Here is a 22110-nt window from a genome sequence, read left to right on the forward strand (position 1 = left end):
CTCAGGCCTTGCCGACCAACTCGAAGCCGGCCTCGTCGACGGCGGCGCGTACGGCCTCCTCGTCGAGCGGGGCGGCCGAGACCACGGTGACCTCGCCGGTGGAGGCGACGGCCTTCACCGAGGACACGCCGTCGAGCTGGTTGATCTCGCCCGAGACGGAGCCCTCGCAGTGCCCGCAGCTCATGCCGCTCACCTTGTAGACGGCGGTGACGGAGCCCTGGGTGTCGGTGTCGGTGGTCATGTCGTACTCCTCATCGGGGCGTGTGGGGACTGCGTCGGGGTCGGGTACCCCTTCAGGGCATCCATCTTATACCCCCTAGGGGTATAAATCCAAGAGGGGTCCGCGTGGGGAGGTGGGGCGCCGGGGGCGCTAGGGGTCCACCGGCGGGCGGTCGCCCACCAAGGGTTCCAGGTAGCGGAGCAGGACGTTCTTCAGCTCCTGGACGTAGGCCTCGCGCTCCTCGCCCTCGCGGCCGAGGGTCAGCTCCAGGCCCGCCTTGTACATGGCCATGCAGACGTGTGCGGTGCGGGTGATGTCGGCGGCCGGTGCGCCGGGCAGGAGCGGGGTGAGCAGGGCCTCGATCCGGGTGACCAGGGCCGTCTGCAGGGCGTCGTGCTGCTCGGCGATCCGGCCGGGGGCGTCCGGGCCGTGCATCAGCGTGTAGACCACGGGGTGGCGGCAGTTGAAGTCGATGAAACGGTCGACGGCGGCGGACACGGCCGTCTCCAGGGGGGTCGCCGGGTCCACCGGGGCGAGCGCCTCGCCGTACGTCTCGCGCATCTCCAGCATGAGCCGCTCGCTCAGCTCGATCGCGATCGCTTCCTTGTTCGGGAAGAACTGGTAGAGCGTGCCCGGCGAGACCCCTGCCTCGCGGGCGATGGCGTTGGTGCTGGCCGCGGTGTACCCGGTCGAGCAGAACACGGAGGCCGCCGCTTCGAGGAGTTGGGCGATACGGCGCTCGCCACGGGCCTGGCGACGGCGCGGCTGCTCCTTGGTCTGGGGCTGCTCACCGGCCGGGGGCGGGGGTTGCTCTGCGGCCTGGGGCTGTTCCTTCTCCTGGTGGGTGGGCACGCGGTTATCCCCAGCTTTCCGGACGTGATTGACAAACGCGAGTGGTCGCTCGCATTCTGGAGAAACGCGAGCGATCTCTCGTGTTTGCCAGTGTATGGCTTGGCGCTTCCATGCTGCCCGGCCGCGCACAGCACGGACCACAGTGATCAGAGTGAAGGGGACACCGCACCATGACCGAAGTCAACCAGCCGCCCCGCCGGGGAGGCTGGACCCGGTTCGTGACCGCCCGCCCCCGGCTCACCCTGCTCGTCGCCCTGGTGCTCACCGCCCTGGCGGTCGTCGCGGGCAGCGATGTCGCCGATCGTCTCGGCAGCGGCGGCTGGGAGGATCCGGCCGCCCAGTCCACCTACGCGACCAAGGCCCTGGAGCGCGAGTTCCCCGACTCCCAGCCCAACTTCCTGCTGCTGGTCGACGCGGGCGAGGCCTCGGTCGACGACCCGGCCGTCGCCGCCGAGGCGAAGAAGCTGACCGAGCGGCTGGCCGCCGAGAAGGGCGTCACGGGCGTCGGCTCCTACTGGCGGACCGGAACACCGACCCTGCGCTCGGAGGACGGGAGCGAGGCGCTGATAGCGGCCCGCCTCACCGGCGACGACACGGCCGTGAACAAGACCCTGGACCGCATCGCCCCCGAACTGCGCGGCACGCACGGTCCGGTCGAGGTCAAGGTCGGCGGCATCCTCGCCGTGCGCCACGAGATGCAGACGATCATCCAGGAGGACCTGCTGCGGGCCGAGATGATCGCCCTGCCGGTGACCCTCGTGCTGCTGGTCATGGTCTTCGGCAGCGCGGTCGCCGCCCTGCTGCCGCTCGGCGTGGGCGTCGTCGCGATCCTCGGCACCAACGCGATCCTGCGCGGCCTCACCGAGGTCACCGACGTCTCGGTCTTCGCCCTGAACCTCACCACGGCCATGGGTCTGGGCCTCGCGATCGACTACGCCCTGTTCATCGTGCGCCGCTTCCGCGAGGAGCTGTCCACCGGCGCCGACTCCCTGAAGGCCGTCGCCACCACCCTGCGCACGGCCGGCCGCACGGTCCTTTTCTCCGCCCTCACGGTCGCCGTCTCCCTGGCCGCGATGATGGTCTTCCCGCAGTACTTCCTGAAGTCGTTCGCCTACGCGGGCATCGCCGTGGTCCTCCTGGCGGCGGCAGCCGCCCTGATCCTCCTCCCGGCCGCGCTCGTCCTCCTGGGCGACCGCGTCAACTCCCTGGACCTGCGCAAACTGTTCAAGCGTCGCAAGGCGAAGACCACGGGCGACGGCTCGCCGGCCGTGGAGGAGGGCGCGGCCTGGGGCCGTACGGCGGCCCTCGTCATGCGCCGAGCCCCCTTCTTCGCCGTCGCCACGACCGCCGGTCTGCTCCTGCTCGGCCTCCCCTTCCTGGGGGTGAAGTTCGGCACGGCCGACGACCGCCAACTCCCGGCCAGTGCCGAGTCCCACGTCGTGCAACAGCACCTGCGCGAGGGCTTCCCGGGCACTCCCGGAGGCGGCCTTGAGGTCCTGGCGGAGGGCGAGGCGACGAAGGCGGAGTACGCCGCCTACAAGGAGCGGCTGGCGGACCTCCCCGAGGTGCTCCGGGTGGAAGGACCCCTGGTCAAGGGCGACTGGGCCTACTTCACAGTGCAGCCGAAGGGCGAGGCGGTCGACGAGGGCGCCCAACGCCTGGTGAAGGAGATCCGGGCGACGGACGCTCCCTTCGACACCTCGGTGACGGGCACGGCGGCCGTCCTGGTGGACACCAAGGCGGCGATAGGGGACGGCCTTCCCTGGGCCCTCGCTTTCATCGCGATCGTCACCCTGATCCTGGTCTTCCTCCTCACCGGCAGCGTGCTGATCCCGCTCCAGGCGGTCCTGCTGAACGCCCTCAGCCTGACGGCGATGTTCGGCGCGCTGGTCTGGGTCTTCCAGGACGGCCATCTCTCGGGCCTGCTCGCCTTCACCAGCCCCGGCTCCATCGAGACGACACTCCCGGTCCTGATGTTCTGCGTGGCCTTCGGGCTCTCCATGGACTACGGCGTGTTCCTGCTCTCCCGCATCAAGGAGGAGTACGACCACACCGGCGACCACATAGCCTCGGTCCGCTTCGGGCTCCAGCGCACGGGTGGCCTGATCACCGCCGCCGCCGTCATCCTCGCCGTCGTCATGATCGCCATAGGCACCTCCCGGGTCACCAACACGAAGATGCTCGGCCTCGGCATAGCCCTCGCCGTCCTCATGGACGCCATGGTGATCCGCAGTCTCCTGGTCCCGGCGGTCATGCGCCTGACGGGCCGCGCGACGTGGTGGGCCCCGGCTCCGCTGAGGAGGTTCCACGAGAGGTTCGGCCTGAGCGAGGGGGAGTCGGCGCCCGCGGCGAAGGCGAACGCGACGGGGAGTACGGACTCCGAGACCGCCACACCCGACGTGCCTGCTCCGGGCAAGCAGCGCGACGACGACAAGGTGGAGATCTCTGGCTAGCGTTCGCTCCGAAGAGGACGGTCGGCAGGCCGTGGGCAGCAGGCGGTCGGTAGACCGTAGGCAGAAGACGGTCCGTAGGCCGTAGGCCGATGAGTGGAGCGGAGGGCGACACATGCGCGCGGTGGTGTTCGAGCGGTTCGGAGAGCCGGCCACGGTGAAGGAGCTTCCTCCACCCACGCCCGCCCCCCACGGTGTCGTCGTCCGCGTCGAGGCGACCGGCCTGTGCCGCAGCGACTGGCACGGCTGGCAGGGCCACGACCCGGACATCACGCTCCCGCACGTCCCCGGCCATGAACTGGCCGGGGTCGTGGAGGCCACCGGCGCGGCGGTGACGGGCTGGCGCCCCGGCGACCGGGTCACCGTCCCGTTCGTCTGTGCCTGCGGCACCTGTGCCGCCTGCGCGGCCGGCGACCAGCAGGTGTGCGAGCGGCAGACCCAGCCGGGCTTCACGCACTGGGGCTCGTTCGCCGAGTACGTCGCGCTGGACCACGCCGATGTGAACCTCGTGGCGCTGCCCGACGAGCTGTCGTACGGCACGGCGGCCTCGCTCGGCTGCCGCTTCGCCACGGCGTTCCGCGCGGTGGTCGCGCAGGGCCGGGTGGCGGCGGGGGAGTGGGTCGCCGTCCACGGCTGCGGAGGTGTGGGCCTGTCCGCGGTGATGGTGGCGGCGGCCTCCGGGGCCCGGGTGATCGCCGTCGACGTATCGGCCCGGGCCCTGGACCTGGCCCGAAAGTTCGGGGCGGTGGAGTGCGTGGACGCCTTGGCGGTCGACGACACGGCCGAAGCGGTCCGTGACCTCACCGGCGGCGGAGCCCACCTCTCCCTGGACGCGCTCGGCTCACCGGCCACCTGCGCGGCCTCCGTCAACGGCCTCCGCCGCCGGGGCCGCCACATCCAGGTGGGCCTGCTCCCCTCCGAGGCGGGCACCACCCCCGTCCCCATGGCCCGGGCGATCGCCCTCGAACTCGAACTCCTGGGCAGCCACGGCATGGCGGCCCACGCCTACCCCACGATGCTGAAGCTGGTCGAGGCGGGCGTCCTCCGCCCCGACCTCCTGGTGTCCTCGACGATCGGGCTGGACGAGGCCCCGTCCGCACTCGCGGCGCTCGGCACGGCCCCGGGCGGTGGGGTGACGGTCATCGAACCGTGGAGCTAGGCGTGGTGAGAGAGGGGGGTCACTCCATCTTGCGCCCCCGGTTGCCCGGTCTGGAGGCGACCCAGGTGCGGATGGTGTCGGCGTACCAGTAGGGCTTGCCGCTCTCGACGTGGTCGGGCGACGGCAGCAGCCCGTGTTTGCGGTACGAGCGGACGGTGTCGGGCTGCACACGGATGTGCGCCGCGATGTCCTTGTACGACCAGAGAAGCCGGTCGGTCGTCATCTGTGGCACCTCCCTGCGCGCGCACCACGGCGGCGGCCGGGAAGACCGCAGGGGGAGCCGGGCACTGCGCTGGCGATCACAAAGCTGTGACCGGTCAACGACCCTCAGCGATCGCCGCGAGGCCCTGTGGATCACGTGTGACGGAAGGCCCGCGTACGCGTGACGCACGTGACAGAAGGGTGACTTTTGTGACACCGGTGATGAATTGGAGCGCCCTGTAACCGGGGTCGGGCAGCCGCGCCCCAAAAAGTCGGGCAGCCGCGCCCCAAAAAGGGGCGCGGGGAACTGCGTGACCAGCCACGAACCACCCGCGGCCCGCCGCGACTCGCAGTTCCCCGACGCTTCCCGGTGCGGTTCTCGGCGGAGCGGCTACGCCCCGCAGGACCTGAGGAACGCCCGCGTCCGCTGAGCGATCGGCAGCGGAGCGTCCGGCTCGCAGGGGTACATGTCCTGCTCGACGATCGCGAACAGATCCACGTCCAGCTTCGCGGCAGCGGCCAGCACCGGCCCCAGCTCGGGCACGCCCTTCGGCGGCTCGCACATGACGCCCTTGGCCACGGCCGGCCCGAACGGGATCTCGTTCGCGCGGACGTCGGCCAGGATCTCGGGGTCGACCTGCTTGAGGTGCAGATAGCCGATGCGCTCGCCGTAGGTCTCGATCAGCTTGACGCTGTCGCCGCCGCAGTAGGCGTAGTGCCCGGTGTCGAGACAGAGCGAGACCACCGAGGAGTCGGTGCCGTCCAGGAAGCGGACGACGTTCTCCTCGCTGTCGATGTGGGTGTCGGCGTGCGGGTGGACGACGATCTGGAGGCCGTACTTCTCCCGCACCTCCCGCCCGAGCCGCTCGGTCAGCTGCGTGAGGTGACGCCACTGCTCGACGGTCAGTTCGCTGGGCTCCAGCACCTTGCCCGTCTTGTCGTCCCGCCAGAACGACGGGATGACGACGAGGTGCTTGGCACCCATGGCCTGCGCGAGAACCGCGTTGTCGGCCACGTGCGCCCAGGTCTTCTCCCAGACGTCCGGACCGTGGTGCAAGCCGGTGAAGACGGTGCCGGCCGACACTTTCAGGCCACGTTTGGCCGTCTCCTCGGCGAGGACCGCCGGGTCGGTCGGCAGATAGCCGTACGGGCCCAGCTCGATCCACTCGTAGCCGGAAGCGGCGACCTCGTCGAGGAAGCGCTGCCAGGGGACCTGCTGGGGGTCGTCGGGGAACCAGACGCCCCAGGAGTCGGGCGCCGAGCCGACTCGGATGCGCGAGACCCCGGAAACTTGAGACTGAGGTGACAACGACGTCATGGGAGTCAGCTTCAGCCTCGAAGTGGAGGGTGTCAATAGGTAGTCCGAATGTCTGGACAAAGTATTGACAGGGTCGCTCCGACGGGACTAGACCTTGACGGGAACCGGCGCGTGAAGGGAACTCGATGGCGTACGACCTGATCACCATGGGGCGGATCGGTGTGGATCTCTACCCGTTGCAGACGGGGGTCCCGCTGCCGCAGGTGACGTCCTTCGGCAAGTTCCTCGGCGGATCGGCGACGAACGTCGCGGTGGCCGCGTCCCGACTCGGCCGCTCCACCGCCGTCATCACCCGCACCGGCGAGGACCCCTTCGGCGACTACCTGCACCAGGCTCTGCGCGACTTCGGGGTGGACGACCGCTGGGTGACCCCGGTCCCGGGCCTCGCGACCCCGGTCACGTTCTGCGAGGTCTTCCCGCCGGACGACTTCCCGCTGTACTTCTACCGCAGGCCCAAGGCGCCCGATCTGGAGATCGACGCCCATGAGCTGGACCTCGACGCCATCGCCGGGACCCGGATCTTCTGGGTGACCGGCACGGGCCTGAGCGAGGAGCCCAGCCGTACGGCGACGCTCGCGGCGCTCGCCCACCGGGCCAAGGCCGGCACGACGGTCTTCGACCTCGACTGGCGCCCCATGTTCTGGAACGACCCGGCCGAGGCCCGCCCGTTCTACGAGGAGGCCCTGCGGCACACGACCGTCGCCGTCGGCAACCTGGACGAGGTCGAGGTCGCCACCGGCGTCCGCGAACCGCAGGCCGCGGCCCGCGCGCTGCTCGACGCCGGCGTCGAACTGGCGGTCGTCAAACAGGGCCCCAAGGGCGTCCTCGCGTTCAACGCCAAGGGTGAGTCCGCCGAGGTCCCGCCCCTGCCCGTCGACGTCCTCAACGGCCTCGGCGCCGGTGACGCCTTCGGCGGCTCCCTCTGCCACGGCCTGCTCGAAGGCTGGGACCTGGAGAAGATCATGCGGCACGCCAACGCGGCCGGGGCGATCGTCGCCTCCCGCCTGGAGTGCTCCTCCGCGATGCCGACCGTCGACGAGATCGAGACCGCGGTCGCGGCGGGAGCGGTCCTGTGACCCCCACGCAGCCCACGCACCCCATGTCCGACAGCGCGAGCCCCCTCGGCCCCGTCGACGTCTCCGCCCTCGTCCGCACCCGGGTGCACCACCCCGAGGCGATCGCCGAGGCCGCCGCCCGTCGTACCCGGCGCCCCCTGATCGGTGACTCCGGCCGGCTGATGATCGTCGCCGCCGACCACCCGGCCCGTGGCGCCCTCTCCGTCGGCGACCGCAAGCTCGCCATGGCGAACCGCGTCGACCTCCTCGAACGGCTGTGCCTGGCGTTGTCCCGCCCCGGCGTGGACGGCGTCCTCGCGACCGCCGACATCCTGGACGACCTGCTGCTCCTCGGCGCGCTCGACGGCAAGGTCGTCATGGGCTCGATGAACCGGGGCGGCCTCGCGGGCGCCAGCTTCGAGCTCGACGACCGCTTCACCGGCCACCGCCCCGAGGACATGGCGCGCCTCGGCTTCGACGCCGGCAAGCTCCTGCTGCGCGTCGACTACGACGACCCGGGCTCCCTCACCACCCTGGAGTCCACCGCCCGTGCCGTGGACGCCATGGCCGAGCGCCGACTCCCCGTGTTCGTCGAGCCGTTCATCAGCCGCCGCGACCCGGCCACCGGCAAGGTCAAGAACGACCTGAGCGCCGAGGCGGTCACCAAGTCGATCGCCATAGCCGCCGGGCTGGGCGGCAGTTCGGCGTACACCTGGCTGAAGGTGCCCGTCACCGACAACCCCGACGACATGGCCCAGGTGATGGAGACCGCGACGCTGCCTGCCGTGCTGCTCGGCGGAGACGTCGGCGAGGACCAGGAGGGCGCGTACGAGAAGTGGCGCGGCGCGCTGCAACTGCCCACCGTGCAGGGCCTGGTGGTCGGACGCTCGTTGCTCTACCCGGCGGACGACGACGTGACCGCCGCCGTGGACACCGCCGTAGGACTGCTGTGAGGGCCGCATGACACAGAAGACCGAGCTGTACGTACCCAAGGGCGCCACCGCGAACGCCCGATACGCCGTGGACATCGACCCGAAGCGGGCCGGATGGACCCACAGCAGCCTCAGGATCGTGGAGTTGGAGCCGGGCGGCTCGCACACGTTCACGACCGGGGACAGTGAGTGGATCGTGCTGTCCCTGGGCGGCGGTTGTACGGTTCAGGTGTCGGAGGAACCGGGCAATTCAGACGGTGGCGGCGTCACGGAGTTTCAGATCCTGGGCAGGGAGAGCGTGTTCGCCGGAGTCTCCGACTTCGTGTACGCGCCCCGCTACGCCCGGGTACAGATCGCCTCCGGCGCGGGAGGCCGCTTCGCTTTGGCAGGAGCGAAGTGCGAGCGACGACTCCCCGCTCGTTACGGCCCCGCGCCGGAGGTCCCCGTCGAGGACCGGGGCAGCGGCACCTGCGCCCGCCAGGTGCGCAACTTCGCCTCCGCCGATGCCTTCGAGTGCGACAAGCTGATCACCGTCGAGGTCATCACCCCCGGTGGCAACTGGTCCTCCTACCCGCCGCACAAGCACGACGAGAACCGGCCGGGGGAGGAGACCGAGCTGGAGGAGATCTACTACTTCGAGATCGACGGCCCGAACGGCTTCGGCTACCAGCGCGTGTCGCCCTCCCGCGAGGGCGGCTCCGAGGTGCTCGCCGAGGTCCGTTCCGGTGACACGGTGCTGGTCCCCGACGGCTGGCACGGCCCGTCCATCGCGCAGCCCGGCCACAGCATGTACTACCTGAACGTGATGGCGGGCCCCGGCCCCGAGCGGAAGTGGCAGATCTGCTTCCACCCCGACCACACGGAGGGGTACCGATGAGCCCGACCTCGAACACGACCCCGACCTCGAACACGACCCCGACCTCGAACAGGACCCCGGCCACGACCCGACTCACGGTCGCCCAGGCGCTGGTCCGCTTCCTCTCCGCCCAGCACACCGAGCGCGACGGCGAGCGGCGGCGGCTGATCGGCGCCACCTGGGGCATCTTCGGCCACGGCAACGTCGCGGGCCTCGGTCAGGCGCTGGTCGAGTACGCCGACGACATGCCCTACCTCCAGGGCCGCAACGAGCAGTCGATGGTGCACGCGGCCGTCGGCTACGCCCGGCAGTCGAACCGGCTCTCCACGCACGCCGTGACGACATCCATCGGCCCCGGCGCGACCAACCTGGTCACCGGCGCCGCCCTCGCCACCATCAACCACCTGCCGGTGCTGCTGCTCCCCGGCGACATCTTCGCCACCCGGCCGGCCGACCCGGTCCTCCAGCAGCTCGAAGTGCCGTACGCGGGCGACATCAGCGTCAACGACACCCTGCGTCCGGTGTCGAGGTACTTCGACCGGATCACCCGCCCCGAGGCGCTGATCCCGGCCGCACTCCAGGCGATGCGCGTCCTCACCGACCCGGTGGAGACGGGCGCCGTGACCCTCGCCCTGCCGCAGGACGTGCAGGCGGAGGCGTACGACTGGCCGGAGGAGTTCTTCGCCGAGCGGACCTGGAACGTGCGCCGCCCGGCGGCCGACGTCGCCGAACTGGCCGGCGCGCTCGACGCGATCCGCGCGGCCCGCCGCCCGCTGATCGTCGCCGGCGGCGGCGTCCACCACGCCCGCGCGGAGGAGGCGCTCGCCGAGCTGGCCGACGCCACCGGCATCCCCGTCGCCTCCACCCAGGCCGGCAAGGGCTCGCTGCGCTTCGACCACCCGCAGGACGTGGGCGGCATCGGCCACACCGGCACGGCGACCGCCAACGAACTGGCCCGCACCGCCGACCTGGTGATCGGCGTCGGCACCCGCTACACGGACTTCACCACGGCCTCGAACACCCTCTTCGCCGCCGACGGTGTCCGCTTCCTCAACCTCAACATCGCGCCCTACGACGGCCACAAGCTCTCCGGCCTGCCGCTGATCGCGGACGCGCGGTCGGGTCTGGAGGCGCTCGCCGAGGCGCTGGAGGTGCACGGCCACCGGGTCGCGGACGCGTACGCCGCCGAGTACGCGGAGGACAAGCAGCGCTGGGAGCACCGCGTCGACGCCTGCTACGAGGCCGACGAACCGGACACCCGGCCCACCCAGGCCCAGGTCCTCGGCCTCCTCGACGAGATCGTCGACGAGTCCGACATCCTCATCAACGCGGCCGGTTCCCTCCCCGGTGACCTGCACAAACTGTGGCGGACCCGGTCGCGGGACCAGTACCACCTGGAGTACGGCTACTCCTGCATGGGGTACGAGATCCCGGCCGCCATCGGTGTCCGGCTGGCCGCCCCGGGGCGCCCGGTGTGGGCGCTGGTCGGCGACGGCACGTATCTGATGATGCCGACCGAGATCGTCACGGCGGTCCAGGAGAACGTCCCGATCAAGGTGCTGCTGGTGCAGAACCACGGGTACGCCTCCATCGGGGGCCTCTCGGAGTCGGTCGGCGGTGAGCGGTTCGGCACCGCCTACCGGCACCGCAACCCCGCCGACGGCACGTTCACGGGCACCCCGCTGCCCGTGGACCTCGCCGCCAACGCGGCCAGTCTCGGCATGCGCGTCCTGCGCGCCAAGACGGTCCGTGACCTGCGCGCCGCCCTCGCCGAGGCACGGGCGGCCGACACTCCCACTTGTGTCTACGTGGAGACCGAAACGGCAGACACAGTGTCGGGCCCGCCTCCCGCGCAGGCCTGGTGGGATGTACCTGTGGCCGAGACCGCGACCCGCGCGTCGGCGGTCAAGGCACGCGAGGAGTACGACCGGCACGTCTCAACCCGACGCCGCCATCTGTAAGCAAGGAGTTTCTGGAATGACGAAGATCGTCAACCACTGGATCGGCGGCAAGACCGTCGAGGGCGCGTCGGGTACGTTCGGGCCGGTCACGGACCCGGCGACCGGCGCGGTCACCACCAAGGTCGCCTTCGCGACCGTCGACGAGGTCGACGCGGCGGTCCGCACCGCCAAGGAGGCGTATCTCACCTGGGGGCAGTCCTCGCTGGCGCAGCGCACCTCGATCCTGTTCAAGTTCCGCGCGCTGCTCGACGCCAACCGCGACGCGATCGCGGAGCTGATCACCGCCGAGCACGGCAAGGTGCACTCCGACGCGCTCGGCGAGGTCGCGCGCGGCCTGGAGATCGTCGAGCTGGCCTGCGGCATCAACGTGCAGCTGAAGGGCGAGCTGTCCACGCAGGTCGCGAGCCGCGTGGACGTCTCCTCCATCCGCCAGCCGCTGGGCGTCGTCGCCGGCATCACGCCGTTCAACTTCCCGGCGATGGTCCCCATGTGGATGTTCCCGATGGCCATCGCGACCGGCAACACCTTCGTGCTGAAGCCGTCCGAGAAGGACCCGTCGGCCTCCATCAAGATCGCCGAGCTGCTCGCGGAAGCGGGCCTGCCGGACGGTGTCTTCAACGTCGTCCACGGCGACAAGGTGGCCGTCGACCGCCTCCTGGAGCACCCGGACGTCAAGGCGGTCTCCTTCGTCGGCTCGACGCCGATCGCCCGCTACATCCACACCACGGCCTCGGCGAACGGCAAGCGCGTCCAGGCCCTCGGCGGCGCCAAGAACCACATGCTGGTCCTCCCGGACGCCGACCTCGACGCGGCGGCGGACGCCGCGGTCTCGGCGGCGTACGGCTCGGCGGGCGAGCGCTGCATGGCGATCTCCGCCGTGGTCGCCGTCGGCGCGATCGGCGACGAACTCGTCGAGAAGATCCGCGAGCGCGCCGAGAAGATCAAGATCGGCCCCGGCAACGACCCGACCTCCGAGATGGGCCCGCTGATCACGGCCGTCCACCGCGACAAGGTGGCGTCCTACGTCACGGGCGCGGCGGCCGAGGGCTGCGAGGTCGTCCTCGACGGCACCGGTTTCACGGTCGACGGCTACGAGGACGGCCACTGGATCGGCATCTCGCTGCTGGACAAGGTCCCGACCACGGCGAAGGCGTACCAGGACGAGATCTTCGGCCCGGTGCTGACCGTCCTGCGCGTCGACACCTACGACGAGGGCATCGCCCTCATCAACGCCTCCCCGTTCGGCAACGGCACCGCGATCTTCACCCGTGACGGCGGCGCCGCCCGGCGCTTCCAGCTGGAGGTCGAGGCGGGCATGGTCGGCGTCAACGTCCCGATCCCGGTCCCCGTCGGCTACCACTCCTTCGGCGGCTGGAAGGACTCCCTCTTCGGGGACCACCACATCTACGGCAACGACGGCACCCACTTCTACACCCGCGGCAAGGTCGTCACCACCCGCTGGCCCGACCCGGCCGACGGCCCGTCGGCCGTGGACCTGGGCTTCCCGCGCAACCACTGAGCCGCACACCGGTCCTTGAAGAGCGAGGGGCGCAGCCCCCGCTTTTCAGGGGCGCGGGGCTGTTGTCGACGTGCGGCTCCGCCGCGTGGGCGCGACAAGCCCCCACCGAACCCGCACGTCCCCACCCACCCCGCGCGGAGCGCGAAAGGGGGTCGAAGGGGCGCAGCTCCTGGGGGAAGGGACGGGTAGGGGCGGCAGGGGGCGACTTATCAGGTTGCTGTCAGCCAACGACGTACCGCACCCGCTGTATGCCGAATTCCTCCCGTACGACCGTGGGATGCCCCACTCCTCCCCCCTGAGAGGGCCTCGGGGCACCGGCAGGGCCCCGTACCGTTGACGCATGGATCTTCGACTGACCGGCCCGCGCCTGCGCGGAGCGCTGCGGCGGAGGCCGCGGCGGACCGTCGCGGCCGCGGCCGCCGTCGTCGTGCTCGCCGGGGCCGGCACCTGGACGGCCACCGCCTCGGACGAAGCGGCGCCGGTGAAACGCACCGACCGGGCCATAGGGACGGCCGAGGGCGTGCGCATCGACACCTCGTACTTCACCTCCGGCGGTGACGGCCGTCGCCCGGCCGTGCTGCTCGGTCACGGCTTCGGCGGCAGCAAGAACGACGTCCGTGCACAGGCCGAGGACCTCGCCCGCGACGGCTACGCGGTGCTGACCTGGTCCGCCCGCGGTTTCGGCAGATCGACCGGCAAGATCGGTCTGAACGACCCCCGGGGCGAGGTCGCCGACGTCTCGAAGCTGATCGACTGGCTCGCGACCCGCCCCGAGGTACAGCTCGACAAGAAGGGCGACCCCCGCCTGGGCATGGCCGGCGCCTCCTACGGCGGGGCGATCGCGCTGCTGACCGCCGGGTACGACGACCGCGTCGACGCCATCGCGCCCGCGATCACGTACTGGAACCTGGCGGACGCCCTCTTCCCGAACGGCGTCTTCAAGAAGCTGTGGGCCGGGCTCTTCGTCAACACCGGCGGCGGCTGCGAGAAGTTCGAGACCCAGCTGTGCGAGATGTACCAGCGGGTCGCCGAGTCCGGTGAGCCCGACGCGGAGGCCGTGAAGCTGCTGGACGCCCGCAGCCCCGAGGCCGTCGGCGACCGCATCAAGGTGCCCACCCTGCTGAGCCAGGGCCAGACCGACTCCCTCTTCCCGCTCGGCCAGGCCGACGCCGCCGCGAAGGCGATCAAGGCCAACGGCGCGCCCGTGGACGTCGACTGGATCGCAGGCGGCCACGACGGCGGCGACATGGAGACGAGCCGGATCCAGGCCCGGACGGAGGCCTGGTTCGACCGCTACCTCAAGGACGACAAGGGTGTCGACACCGGCTCCGCGTTCCGCGTCACCCGCACCCTCGGCACCGGCTCCGGCGACGGCGAACCCCGTCTCGCCGGCACCACCGACGACACCTACCCGGGCCTGGAGGACGACCCCACGAAGATCGCCCTCGCCGGCCGTGAGCAGAGCTTCGAGAACCCGGCCGGTGCCAACCCGCCCGGCATCTCGGCCCTGCCGGGCCTCGGTGCGGCCGGCGGCCTCGCCCAGCTCTCCTCCCTCGGCGTCGGCATCTCCCTGGACTTCCCCGGCCAGTTCGCCGCGTTCCAGTCGAAGCCCGTCACCGACGACCTCCAGATCACCGGTTCGCCCACGGCGACGGTCCATGTGAAGTCGACCAGCGAGGACGCCGTCCTCTTCGCCAAGGTGTACGACGTCGGCCCGGACGGCAGGTCCCAGGTCCTCCCGTCCCAGCTGGTCGAGCCGCTGCGCGTCGAGGGCGCCGAGTCCGGCAAGGACGTGACGCTCACCCTCCCCGCCGTCGACCACGAACTCGACGACGGTCACAGCCTCCGCCTGGTCCTCGCCTCCACCGACCTCGGCTACGCCTCCCCGACCACGCCGGCGACGTACACCGTCTCCCTCAAGAGCGACCTGGCGGTGCCCACGCCGCTCGGCCGGGCCGACCGCGGCGACGTGCTGCCCGCCTGGGTCTGGTACCTGCCGATCGCCGGCGCCGTGATCGCGGCGATCCTGCTGGTCACCGGCCGACGCCGGATCGTCACCCCGGCCCCCGACCCGGTGCTCGCCGAGGTCCCCCTCCAGATCACCGACCTGAGCAAGAAGTACAAGAACGGCGACCGCTACAGCGTCCGCGACCTCTCCTTCCGCGTGGAGAAGGGCCAGGTTCTCGGTCTGCTCGGACCGAACGGCGCGGGCAAGACGACGACTCTGCGCATGCTGATGGGCCTCATCCAGCCGGACGGCGGCCAGATCCGGGTCTTCGGCCACGCGATCGTGCCGGGCGCCCCGGTCCTCTCCCGGGTCGGCGCCTTCGTCGAGGGCGCGGGCTTCCTCCCGCACCTGTCCGGCCGCGAGAACCTGGAGCTGTACTGGGCCGCCACCGGCCGCCCCGCCGAGGACGCGCACCTCGACGAGGCCCTGGAGATCGCCGGCCTCGGCGACGCGCTGGCCCGCGCGGTCCGCACCTACTCCCAGGGCATGCGCCAGCGCCTGGCCATCGCCCAGGCCATGCTGGGCCTGCCCGACCTGCTGATCCTCGACGAGCCGACGAACGGCCTCGACCCGCCACAGATCCGCGAGATGCGCGAGGTCATGATCCGGTACGCGGCCGCCGGCCGCACGGTCATCGTCTCCAGCCACCTGCTGGCGGAGGTCGAGCAGACCTGTACGCATCTGGTCGTCATGGACCACGGACAGCTCGTCCAGGCGGGCCCCGTGAGCGAGATCGTCGGCTCCGGCGACACGCTGCTGGTCGGCACGGACGAGCCCGTGGACGAGCCGGTCGTCGAGAAGATCGCCGCCCTGCCGGGCGTCGACTCGGCCGTCCGCACCGACGACGGCCTGGTGGTCCGCCTCGACGCCGACGGCAGTGCCCAGCGCCTGGTCGCCGAACTCGTACGGCTGGAGGTCCCCGTGTCGTCGGTCGGCCCCCACCGCCGCCTTGAAGACGCCTTCCTCACCCTGATCGGAGAGCACGCATGAGCACGCTGACCGAGCGTGCCGAGCACGCAGAACCCGGGACCACGCGGCCCGTCGAGGTCGCCGACGGCTACCGCGCCGGCCGCACCCTCCCCCTGAGGGTCGAGCTGGTCCGCCAGCTGAAGCGCCGCCGCACGATGGTCATGTTCGGCATCCTGTTCGCCCTGCCGCTGGTGCTGCTGATCGCCTTCCAGGTCGGCGGCACACCGGGCGAGGGCAACACCCGGGTCAACCTGATGGACACGGCGACGGCGTCCGGCGCGAACTTCGCCGCGGTGAACCTCTTCGCCGCGGCGGGCTTCCTCCTGGTCATCCCCATCGCGCTGTTCTGCGGCGACACGGTCGCCTCGGAGGCCAGCTGGTCCTCCCTGCGCTATCTCCTCGCCGCGCCCGTGCCCCGCGCCCGGCTGCTGTGGTCCAAGCTCGTCGTCGGCCTCACCCTCAGCCTCGCCGCGCTGGTGCTGCTGCCGGTCGTCGCCCTCGCCGTCGGCACGGCCGCCTACGGCTGGGGCCCGCTGGAGCTGCCCACCGGCGGCGAACTCGCCGCCGGTGCCGCCGCGCAGGCCCTGGTGATCACCGTGGCGTACATCTTCGTGTCCCAACTGGTCACCGCCGGCATGGCGTTCTGGCTGTCCACGAGGACCGACGCGCCGCTCGGCGCGGTCGGCGGCGCCGTCGGCCTCACCATCGTCGGCAGCGTCCTCGACGAGGTGACCGCCCTCGGCGACTGGCGCCACTTCCTGCCCACGCACTGGCAGTACGCCTGGCTGGACGTCGTCCGCCCGCAGCCCGAGTACACCGACATGATCCAGGGCGTCTCGATTTCCATAACGTACGCCCTCATCCTGTTCGCCCTGGCCTTCCGGGGTTTCGGCCGCAAGGACGTCGTCTCCTAGGTCAACGGAAGATCACCCACCGGTCTCGACGGGCCCCCGCCGTGGCCGCTTCGAGACGCATCCGCAACTCCCCGTAGCGCACATCCGGGCCCCCCGCGCCGTCACAGTCACAACAGTCGCCCACGGAAAGGCGACGGATGACGTGGCTAGGGGGCCCGGATGCACACGTATCGCAGGACCAGTCCGACGACGAGGCCGCGGCCGACGACACCACGACCCCGGAGACGACTCGGCACCGCGCTCCTCGCCCTGGGCACGGCCGGCGCCCTCCTCCTCGCCGGGTGCAGCGGCGGCGCCGACGGGCAGGGCGACTCCTCCTCGTACGACCGGGGCAGGGGCGAGAGCCGCCCCGAGGACGGCTTCCCGGCTCCCGCACCCGAGGGCACCGGCCCCCGGGAGCAGCGCGAGGGGCAGACGGACGAGGAGTCCCGGGACATCGCCCCGACGCCCGACGACTTCCTGTCGACCTTCGCCCTCGACGTCGACACCGCCTCCTACGGCTACGCCCGCCGCACCCTGGACGACGGCAGCCTGCCCGACCCGTCGACCGTCCGCCCGGAGGAATTCGTCAACAGCTTCCGCCAGGACTACGCACGCCCGGACGGCGACGGCTTCTCGGTGTCCGTCGACGGCGCCCGCACCGGCGACGACGCGTGGTCCCTGGTCCGCGTGGGACTCGCCACCCGGGCCGCGGGCGGCGACAGCGAACGCCCGCCCGCCGCCCTCACCTTCGTCATCGACGTCTCCGGCTCCATGGCCGAACCGGGCCGCCTCGACCTCGCCCAGGACGCCCTGCGCACGATGACGAACCGGCTGCGCGACGACGACTCGGTCGCCATCGTCACCTTCAGCGACGAGGCCGAGACCGTCCTGCCGATGACCCGCCTCGACGACGACCGGGACGAGGTCCTGGACGCCGTCGACCGTCTGGAGCCCACCGACTCCACCAACCTCGCGGCGGGCGTCGAGACCGGCTACGAGACCGCCGTCGACGGCCTGCGCGACGGCGCCACCAACCGGGTCGTACTGCTGTCCGACGCCCTCGCCAACACCGGCGCCACCGACGCCGACACCATCCTCGAACGCATCGCCGGCGAGCGCCGCGAACACGGCATCACCCTCTTCGGCGTCGGTGTCGGCAGCGACTACGGCGACGAGCTCATGGAACAGCTCGCCGACCGGGGCGACGGCCACACCACCTATGTCTCCACCGAGGAGGAGGCCGAGAAGGTCTTCTGCGAGGAACTCCCGCGCCACGTCGACCTCACCGCCCGCGACGCCAAGGTCCAGGTCTCCTTCGACCCGGCGACGGTGGAGGAGTTCCGCCTGATCGGCTACGACAACCGGCAGGTCGCCGACGAGGACTTCCGCGACGACAGCGTGGACGGCGGCGAGGTCGGCCCCGGCCACACCGTCACCGCCCTCTACGCCGTCCGCACCCGGGCCGGCACCGAGGCCGGCCACCTCGCGACGGCCACCGTCCGCTGGCTCGACCCCGACAGCCGCACCCCGCACGAGGAGTCCGCGGACATCGAGGCGTCGGCCCTCCACGGCGACCTGTGGTCCACCGCCCCGCGGGGCCTCAAGGTCGCCGCTGCGGCCGCCTACTTCGCCGACGCCCTGCGCCGCGACGACACCCGCTGGACCGACCTCCCGGCCGCCCCCACTCTGGGTGAACTGTCCTCCCGCGTCCGCGAACTGAACAGGCACAAGGAGGACAAGCAGCTCAACGACCTGTCCGAGGCGATAGCGGCGGCCCGCACCCTGATGGGCTAGGACCGCTCCCCGCACACCGAGGGCAGCGCCCGGACCAGTCCCTCCCCATGGAGCAGGTCCAGGTGGTGGGTGTACGTCGAGCGGATCGCGGCGAGCCGCAGCCGGGGCTCGCAGGAGGCCCCGGCCCGGAGCGGTTCCGTGTCCGCCAGCGCGGTCAGCAGTTGCGTGGTGATCCGGTCGAGGACCGGCCGTACCTCCTTCACGAGGTCCGGCCGCTCGGTCGGCCGCTCCTCCGGGTGCGCGTCCCAGTGGGCGTACAGGCCGCGCTGCACCAGCTTGTTCGCCTCGATCTGGTCCCGGAACACCGCGGTCACCGCGTCCGGATCGAGGCCGAGCCCGACCGCCCGTGCGGCCACGTCGTCGAGGATCGCCTTCTCCCGCACCGGATCGTCGATCGGCGTGCTCGTGCCGTACTTGGCCGCCGCGACCTTGTCAGCGACGAGCAGCCGTTCGGCGAACAGATCGGTCAGCACGGTGAGCGACCGGGCCCCCGCAACCGTACGAGGGGGAGCGTCGGGTGACCGGGCGGCGGCCGGTACGGCACCGGAGAGAGCCACTGCGGACGTGACACAGACGGATATCAGGACGGACCTGAGGCGGTGGGGGCGCATGATCCACGCCTACCACGCGAACCCGACGGTTCACCGAAGTAAATCCGAACCATTGAAAAATCCTTACTTACCGGTAAGTTGACTCGTCGGTAATGAATCGGTGGCCGGCCTCGGGGAGCCGTGATGGGTGTACGCAAGGACTTGAACCAGGCGAAGCGGCGCGCGGACCTCGCCGACCGCGTCACGGTCGAGGTGATCAGGGACGCACAGGGCGTGGTCCGTGAGGCCCACACCCCCGCCCTCGCGCCCCGGCAGGCCGGCGGCAGCGCCGCCGACCTCCCCTTCCGCAACGCGACCGAGGCCCCGGACGCGGTGATCCTGCGCCGCGCCGACGCCCACGGCACGTTCCACCCCGTCACCGCGACCGACTTCGCCCGCGAGGTAACCGCGACCGCCAAGGGGCTGATAGCGGCCGGCCTCGAACCGGGCGGCCGGGTCGGGGTCATGTCCCGCACCCGCTACGAGTGGACCGTCCTCGACTTCGCCGTCTGGGCGGCCGGCGGCCAGTCCGTCCCGATCTACGCCACGTCCTCACCGGAACAGATCGAGTGGATCGTCCGCGACTCCGGCTCCCACTTCGTGATCGTGGAGACCCCCGAGAACGCGGCCGCCGTCGCCACCGCCACTGCCCGCCACTCCCGGCCCCCGCACGTCTGGCAGCTCGACGAGGGCGCCCTCGACGTCCTCGCCGACCTCGGCCGGAGCGTCCCCGAGGACGAGGTCGCCAAGCGCCGCGCCGCCCTGACCCCGGACACGGCCGCGACCATCTGCTACACCTCCGGCACCACCGGCCGTCCCAAGGGCTGCGTCCTCACCCACGCCAACCTGTACGCGGAGGCCGCCAACACGGTCGAGCTGCTCCACCCGATCTTCAAGGAGATCACCGGCCAGGTCGCCTCGACGCTCCTCTTCCTGCCCCTCGCCCACATCCTCGGCCGCACCATCCAGATCGCCTGCCTGCTGGCCCGGATCGAGCTGGGCCACTGCCCGAGCATCACGCCCGACGAACTGCGGCCCGCGCTCAAGAAGTTCCGGCCCACCTTCCTGGTGGGCGTCCCGTACCTCTTCGAGCGGATCCGCGCCACCGGCCGCGCCACCGCCGAACGCATCGGCCGTGGCGCCTCCTTCGACCGCGCCCACCGCGTCGGCGTCCGCTTTGCCAAGGCCTACCTGGACAAGTTCCTCGACCGGGGCCCCGGCCCCACGCCCGGCCTGTACGCCGCCTGGGCCCTGTACGACACGCTGGTCTACCGTCGCATCCGGAGCGAGCTGGGCGGCCGTATGCGCTACGCCATCAGCGGCGGCTCCCCGCTGGACCGCGACCTCAACCTTTTCTTCTACGCCGCCGGGATCATCATCTACGAGGGTTACGGCCTCACCGAGACCACCGCGGCCGCCACGATCGTCCCGCCGCTGGGGCCCCGCCCCGGCACAGTCGGCCGGCCGGTGCCCGGCACCGCGATCCGCATCGCCGACGACGGTGAGGTCCTCATCAAGGGCGGCATCGTCTTCGGCGCCTACTGGAACGACCCGGTCGCCACCGACGCCGCCCTCACCGACGACTGGTTCGCCACCGGTGACCTGGGCGCCCTCGACGACGACGGCTACCTCACCATCACCGGCCGCAAGAAGGACATCCTCGTCACCTCCGGCGGCAAGAACGTTTCGCCGGCCGTCCTGGAGGACCGCCTCCGCAGCCGCCCGCCGGTCGGCCAGTGCATCGTGGTCGGCGACAACCGGCCCTTCGTCGCCGCCCTGATCACCCTCGATCCCGAGGACGTCAGCCACTGGCTGCACGTGCGCGGGATGTCCCCGGACACCCCGCTCTCCGAGGTCGTCGCCGACCCCGGGATGCGCGCCGAGGTCCAGAAGGCCGTGGACTACGCCAACCGGGCCGTCTCCCGCGCCGAGTCGATCCGTGAGTTCAAGCTGGTCGAGGGCGAGTTCAGCGAGGAGAACGGACTGCTCACCCCGTCCATGAAGGTCAAGCGTCACGCGGTCACGGCGGCGTACGCGAAGGAGATCGAGGCGCTCTACCGCGGCTGACACCCTCGGGACCGGCGTCGGCTCTTCGGCTGACCGGAGCACCCGCTTTGCGTGGTTCAGGGCCCTATGGTCGCATCATCCAGGAAAGGCACCTAAAGGGCATTCAGGTGCCGCGATCAAGGGCCGGCTGCCCGTTGGCGGCTGCCCCAGTACCTGGGAGGACCTTTGTCTCACCGCATGCTCAGCTCAGCGGCCACCGTGCTGCTGGCGTCCGCTTCGCTCTTCGCCGCCGCGCCGGCTCAGGCCGCCGCACAGCAGTCAGCCTTCCCTTGCTCGGTCGGCTTGCAGAAGGTCGACGACGCGGCGACCAGTGCGATCACCGTCAGCGTCCACTGCCAGGAGACGCAGACCGTCGGTGTGAGCATCACCGCGAATGGCGTCGAGCTCGCAAGCCTGCAGCAGACCGTTCAGGCGGATGTCCGGCAGGCGGTCACCGTCACGGTGCCCAGGGTCCCCCAGGTCTGTGCCGCGCTGCTGGCCAACGGCCAGACCACCACCGTCTGCGTCCCTGCCGCAGTTCGTCTGCCGGCACCCGCCTGACCGAAACGGCCGCCGTCGCCCGTCCCCCCAATGTCGGGACCCGGACGGGCGGCGGCGCTCGTTTGTATGCATATTCGGTCGGGGGATCGGGATTGAATGGTTGTTCAGCTCGATTCCCAGGTGCTGTGCCATTACTCCACTCGATGGCCGGTCCGGCCTGACCTGGGCATTCTGTAATTCATATCAATCGCCATTCGGGGCCGTATGGATGAATATCCGGGGCCGGAGCCCTCTCAAGTGGTGCGGGCTCGGGTGGTTGGGGCAGTATCGGTCCCGTTCTTCCGAACGGAAAGAACCGAGAAACGGAGATATAAATGCGCAAGACCATGAAGCTGGGCGCCGCCTCGACCCTCGCTGCGGTGGCCCTGGTTGCGGGTTCCGCCACGGCTGCGACCGCCTTCGGTGGGGGCCACCCGGACGACCCGTACATCTGCGGCAACTCCGTGGCCGAGACCGGGGCTGAGGGCCCGGACGCGCAGGCGTCGGCGACGGGCAACGGCCCGGTGCCGAACTGCCAGGTCGGCTACACCAACATCTACAACAACAACTCGGAGAGCGACGACAACGAGGGTGGGGACCTCTCTCTCCTCGGGGACGCCATCGAGGAAATCCTTCCCGTCGCCTGACATCGAGGGACTGAACGGAGTCCCCGGTTCCGCTTCGTGACCGTCCAAATCCGGTGCGGCAGTCAGGGGTACCCGTTCTCGATTCCCTGAGGGATCG

Annotated in this window: 18 protein-coding genes; 13 read left to right on the forward strand and 5 right to left on the reverse strand. The window is 71.1% G+C overall.

The window, feature by feature from the left end; translation table 11 throughout:
- Position 1 precedes the first annotated feature (1 nt).
- Together P8T65_RS29895 and P8T65_RS29900 are read right to left on the reverse strand one after the other, a co-directional pair.
- Complete coding sequence (locus P8T65_RS29895; RefSeq protein WP_184893914.1) at positions 2-241, reverse strand: heavy-metal-associated domain-containing protein; 240 nt, start codon at positions 239-241, stop codon at positions 2-4.
- A 129-nt stretch (positions 242-370) separates the two neighbouring features.
- Positions 371-952, reverse strand: coding sequence for a TetR/AcrR family transcriptional regulator (locus P8T65_RS29900; RefSeq protein WP_316731784.1), 582 nt, complete (start codon positions 950-952; stop codon positions 371-373).
- A gap of 290 nt (positions 953-1242) precedes the next feature.
- Between P8T65_RS29900 and P8T65_RS29905 the strand changes: the two genes are divergently transcribed.
- Both P8T65_RS29905 and P8T65_RS29910 read left to right on the forward strand, forming a co-directional pair.
- Positions 1243-3525, forward strand: coding sequence for an MMPL family transporter (locus P8T65_RS29905; RefSeq protein WP_316728277.1), 2283 nt, complete (start codon positions 1243-1245; stop codon positions 3523-3525).
- A 112-nt stretch (positions 3526-3637) separates the two neighbouring features.
- The gene (locus tag P8T65_RS29910; RefSeq protein WP_316728278.1) at positions 3638-4681 is read left to right on the forward strand and encodes a zinc-dependent alcohol dehydrogenase family protein; all 1044 of its coding nucleotides are present in this window, start codon (positions 3638-3640) and stop codon (positions 4679-4681) included.
- 19 nt (positions 4682-4700) lie between these two features.
- On the opposite strand, the gene P8T65_RS29915 is transcribed toward P8T65_RS29910, so the two are convergent.
- Positions 4701-4904, reverse strand: a complete 204-nt coding sequence (locus tag P8T65_RS29915) for a MarR family transcriptional regulator (RefSeq protein WP_316728279.1) — start codon at positions 4902-4904, stop codon at positions 4701-4703.
- A gap of 369 nt (positions 4905-5273) precedes the next feature.
- The gene (locus P8T65_RS29920; RefSeq protein ID WP_316728280.1) at positions 5274-6200 is read right to left on the reverse strand and encodes a sugar phosphate isomerase/epimerase; all 927 of its coding nucleotides are present in this window, start codon (positions 6198-6200) and stop codon (positions 5274-5276) included.
- Positions 6201-6325: 125 nt separating this feature from the next.
- Here P8T65_RS29920 and iolC point away from each other — a divergent pair, with 125 nt between their 5' ends.
- The 8 genes from iolC (at position 6326) to P8T65_RS29960 (ending at position 18190) form a co-directional block, all read left to right on the forward strand.
- A complete protein-coding gene (iolC, locus tag P8T65_RS29925; RefSeq protein ID WP_316728281.1) occupies positions 6326-7276 on the forward strand; it encodes a 5-dehydro-2-deoxygluconokinase in 951 nt (316 codons plus the stop codon).
- A 23-nt stretch (positions 7277-7299) separates the two neighbouring features.
- Positions 7300-8208: a deoxyribose-phosphate aldolase gene (locus P8T65_RS29930; RefSeq protein WP_316731785.1), complete on the forward strand. Its 909-nt coding sequence runs from the start codon at positions 7300-7302 to the stop codon at positions 8206-8208.
- Between the two features lie 7 nt (positions 8209-8215).
- Entirely contained in the window at positions 8216-9064 is an 849-nt protein-coding gene (gene iolB / locus P8T65_RS29935) for a 5-deoxy-glucuronate isomerase (protein ID WP_316728282.1), read from the forward strand.
- Entirely contained in the window at positions 9061-11004 is a 1944-nt protein-coding gene (gene iolD / locus P8T65_RS29940; protein WP_316728284.1) for a 3D-(3,5/4)-trihydroxycyclohexane-1,2-dione acylhydrolase (decyclizing), read from the forward strand. Before iolB ends, iolD begins: the two co-directional genes overlap by 4 nt.
- Positions 11005-11020: 16 nt before the next feature.
- Positions 11021-12523: a CoA-acylating methylmalonate-semialdehyde dehydrogenase gene (gene mmsA / locus P8T65_RS29945; protein ID WP_316728286.1), complete on the forward strand. Its 1503-nt coding sequence runs from the start codon at positions 11021-11023 to the stop codon at positions 12521-12523.
- 340 nt (positions 12524-12863) lie between these two features.
- Complete coding sequence (locus P8T65_RS29950) at positions 12864-15521, forward strand: alpha/beta fold hydrolase (RefSeq protein ID WP_316728287.1); 2658 nt, start codon at positions 12864-12866, stop codon at positions 15519-15521.
- A complete protein-coding gene (locus P8T65_RS29955; protein WP_316728288.1) occupies positions 15518-16414 on the forward strand; it encodes an ABC transporter permease in 897 nt (298 codons plus the stop codon). The genes P8T65_RS29950 and P8T65_RS29955 overlap by 4 nt, the downstream gene beginning before the upstream one ends.
- A gap of 159 nt (positions 16415-16573) precedes the next feature.
- Positions 16574-18190, forward strand: a complete 1617-nt coding sequence (locus P8T65_RS29960) for a von Willebrand factor type A domain-containing protein (RefSeq protein WP_316728289.1) — start codon at positions 16574-16576, stop codon at positions 18188-18190.
- Here the strand turns inward: P8T65_RS29960 and P8T65_RS29965 are convergent.
- Positions 18187-18801, reverse strand: coding sequence for a chorismate mutase (locus tag P8T65_RS29965; protein WP_316728291.1), 615 nt, complete (start codon positions 18799-18801; stop codon positions 18187-18189). The genes P8T65_RS29960 and P8T65_RS29965 overlap by 4 nt on opposite strands.
- Positions 18802-18924: 123 nt before the next feature.
- On the opposite strand from P8T65_RS29965, the gene P8T65_RS29970 reads away from it, so the two are divergent.
- The 3 genes from P8T65_RS29970 (at position 18925) to P8T65_RS29980 (ending at position 22013) form a co-directional block, all read left to right on the forward strand.
- A complete protein-coding gene (locus P8T65_RS29970; RefSeq protein ID WP_316728292.1) occupies positions 18925-20847 on the forward strand; it encodes an AMP-dependent synthetase/ligase in 1923 nt (640 codons plus the stop codon).
- Between the two features lie 177 nt (positions 20848-21024).
- On the forward strand, positions 21025-21387 hold the full coding sequence (locus P8T65_RS29975; protein WP_316728293.1) for a hypothetical protein: 363 nt from the start codon (positions 21025-21027) through the stop codon (positions 21385-21387).
- A gap of 314 nt (positions 21388-21701) precedes the next feature.
- Positions 21702-22013, forward strand: coding sequence for a hypothetical protein (locus P8T65_RS29980; protein WP_316728294.1), 312 nt, complete (start codon positions 21702-21704; stop codon positions 22011-22013).
- Positions 22014-22110: the final 97 nt, after the last annotated feature.

Source organism: Streptomyces sp. 11x1, assembly GCF_032598905.1.
Classification (GTDB): domain Bacteria; phylum Actinomycetota; class Actinomycetes; order Streptomycetales; family Streptomycetaceae; genus Streptomyces.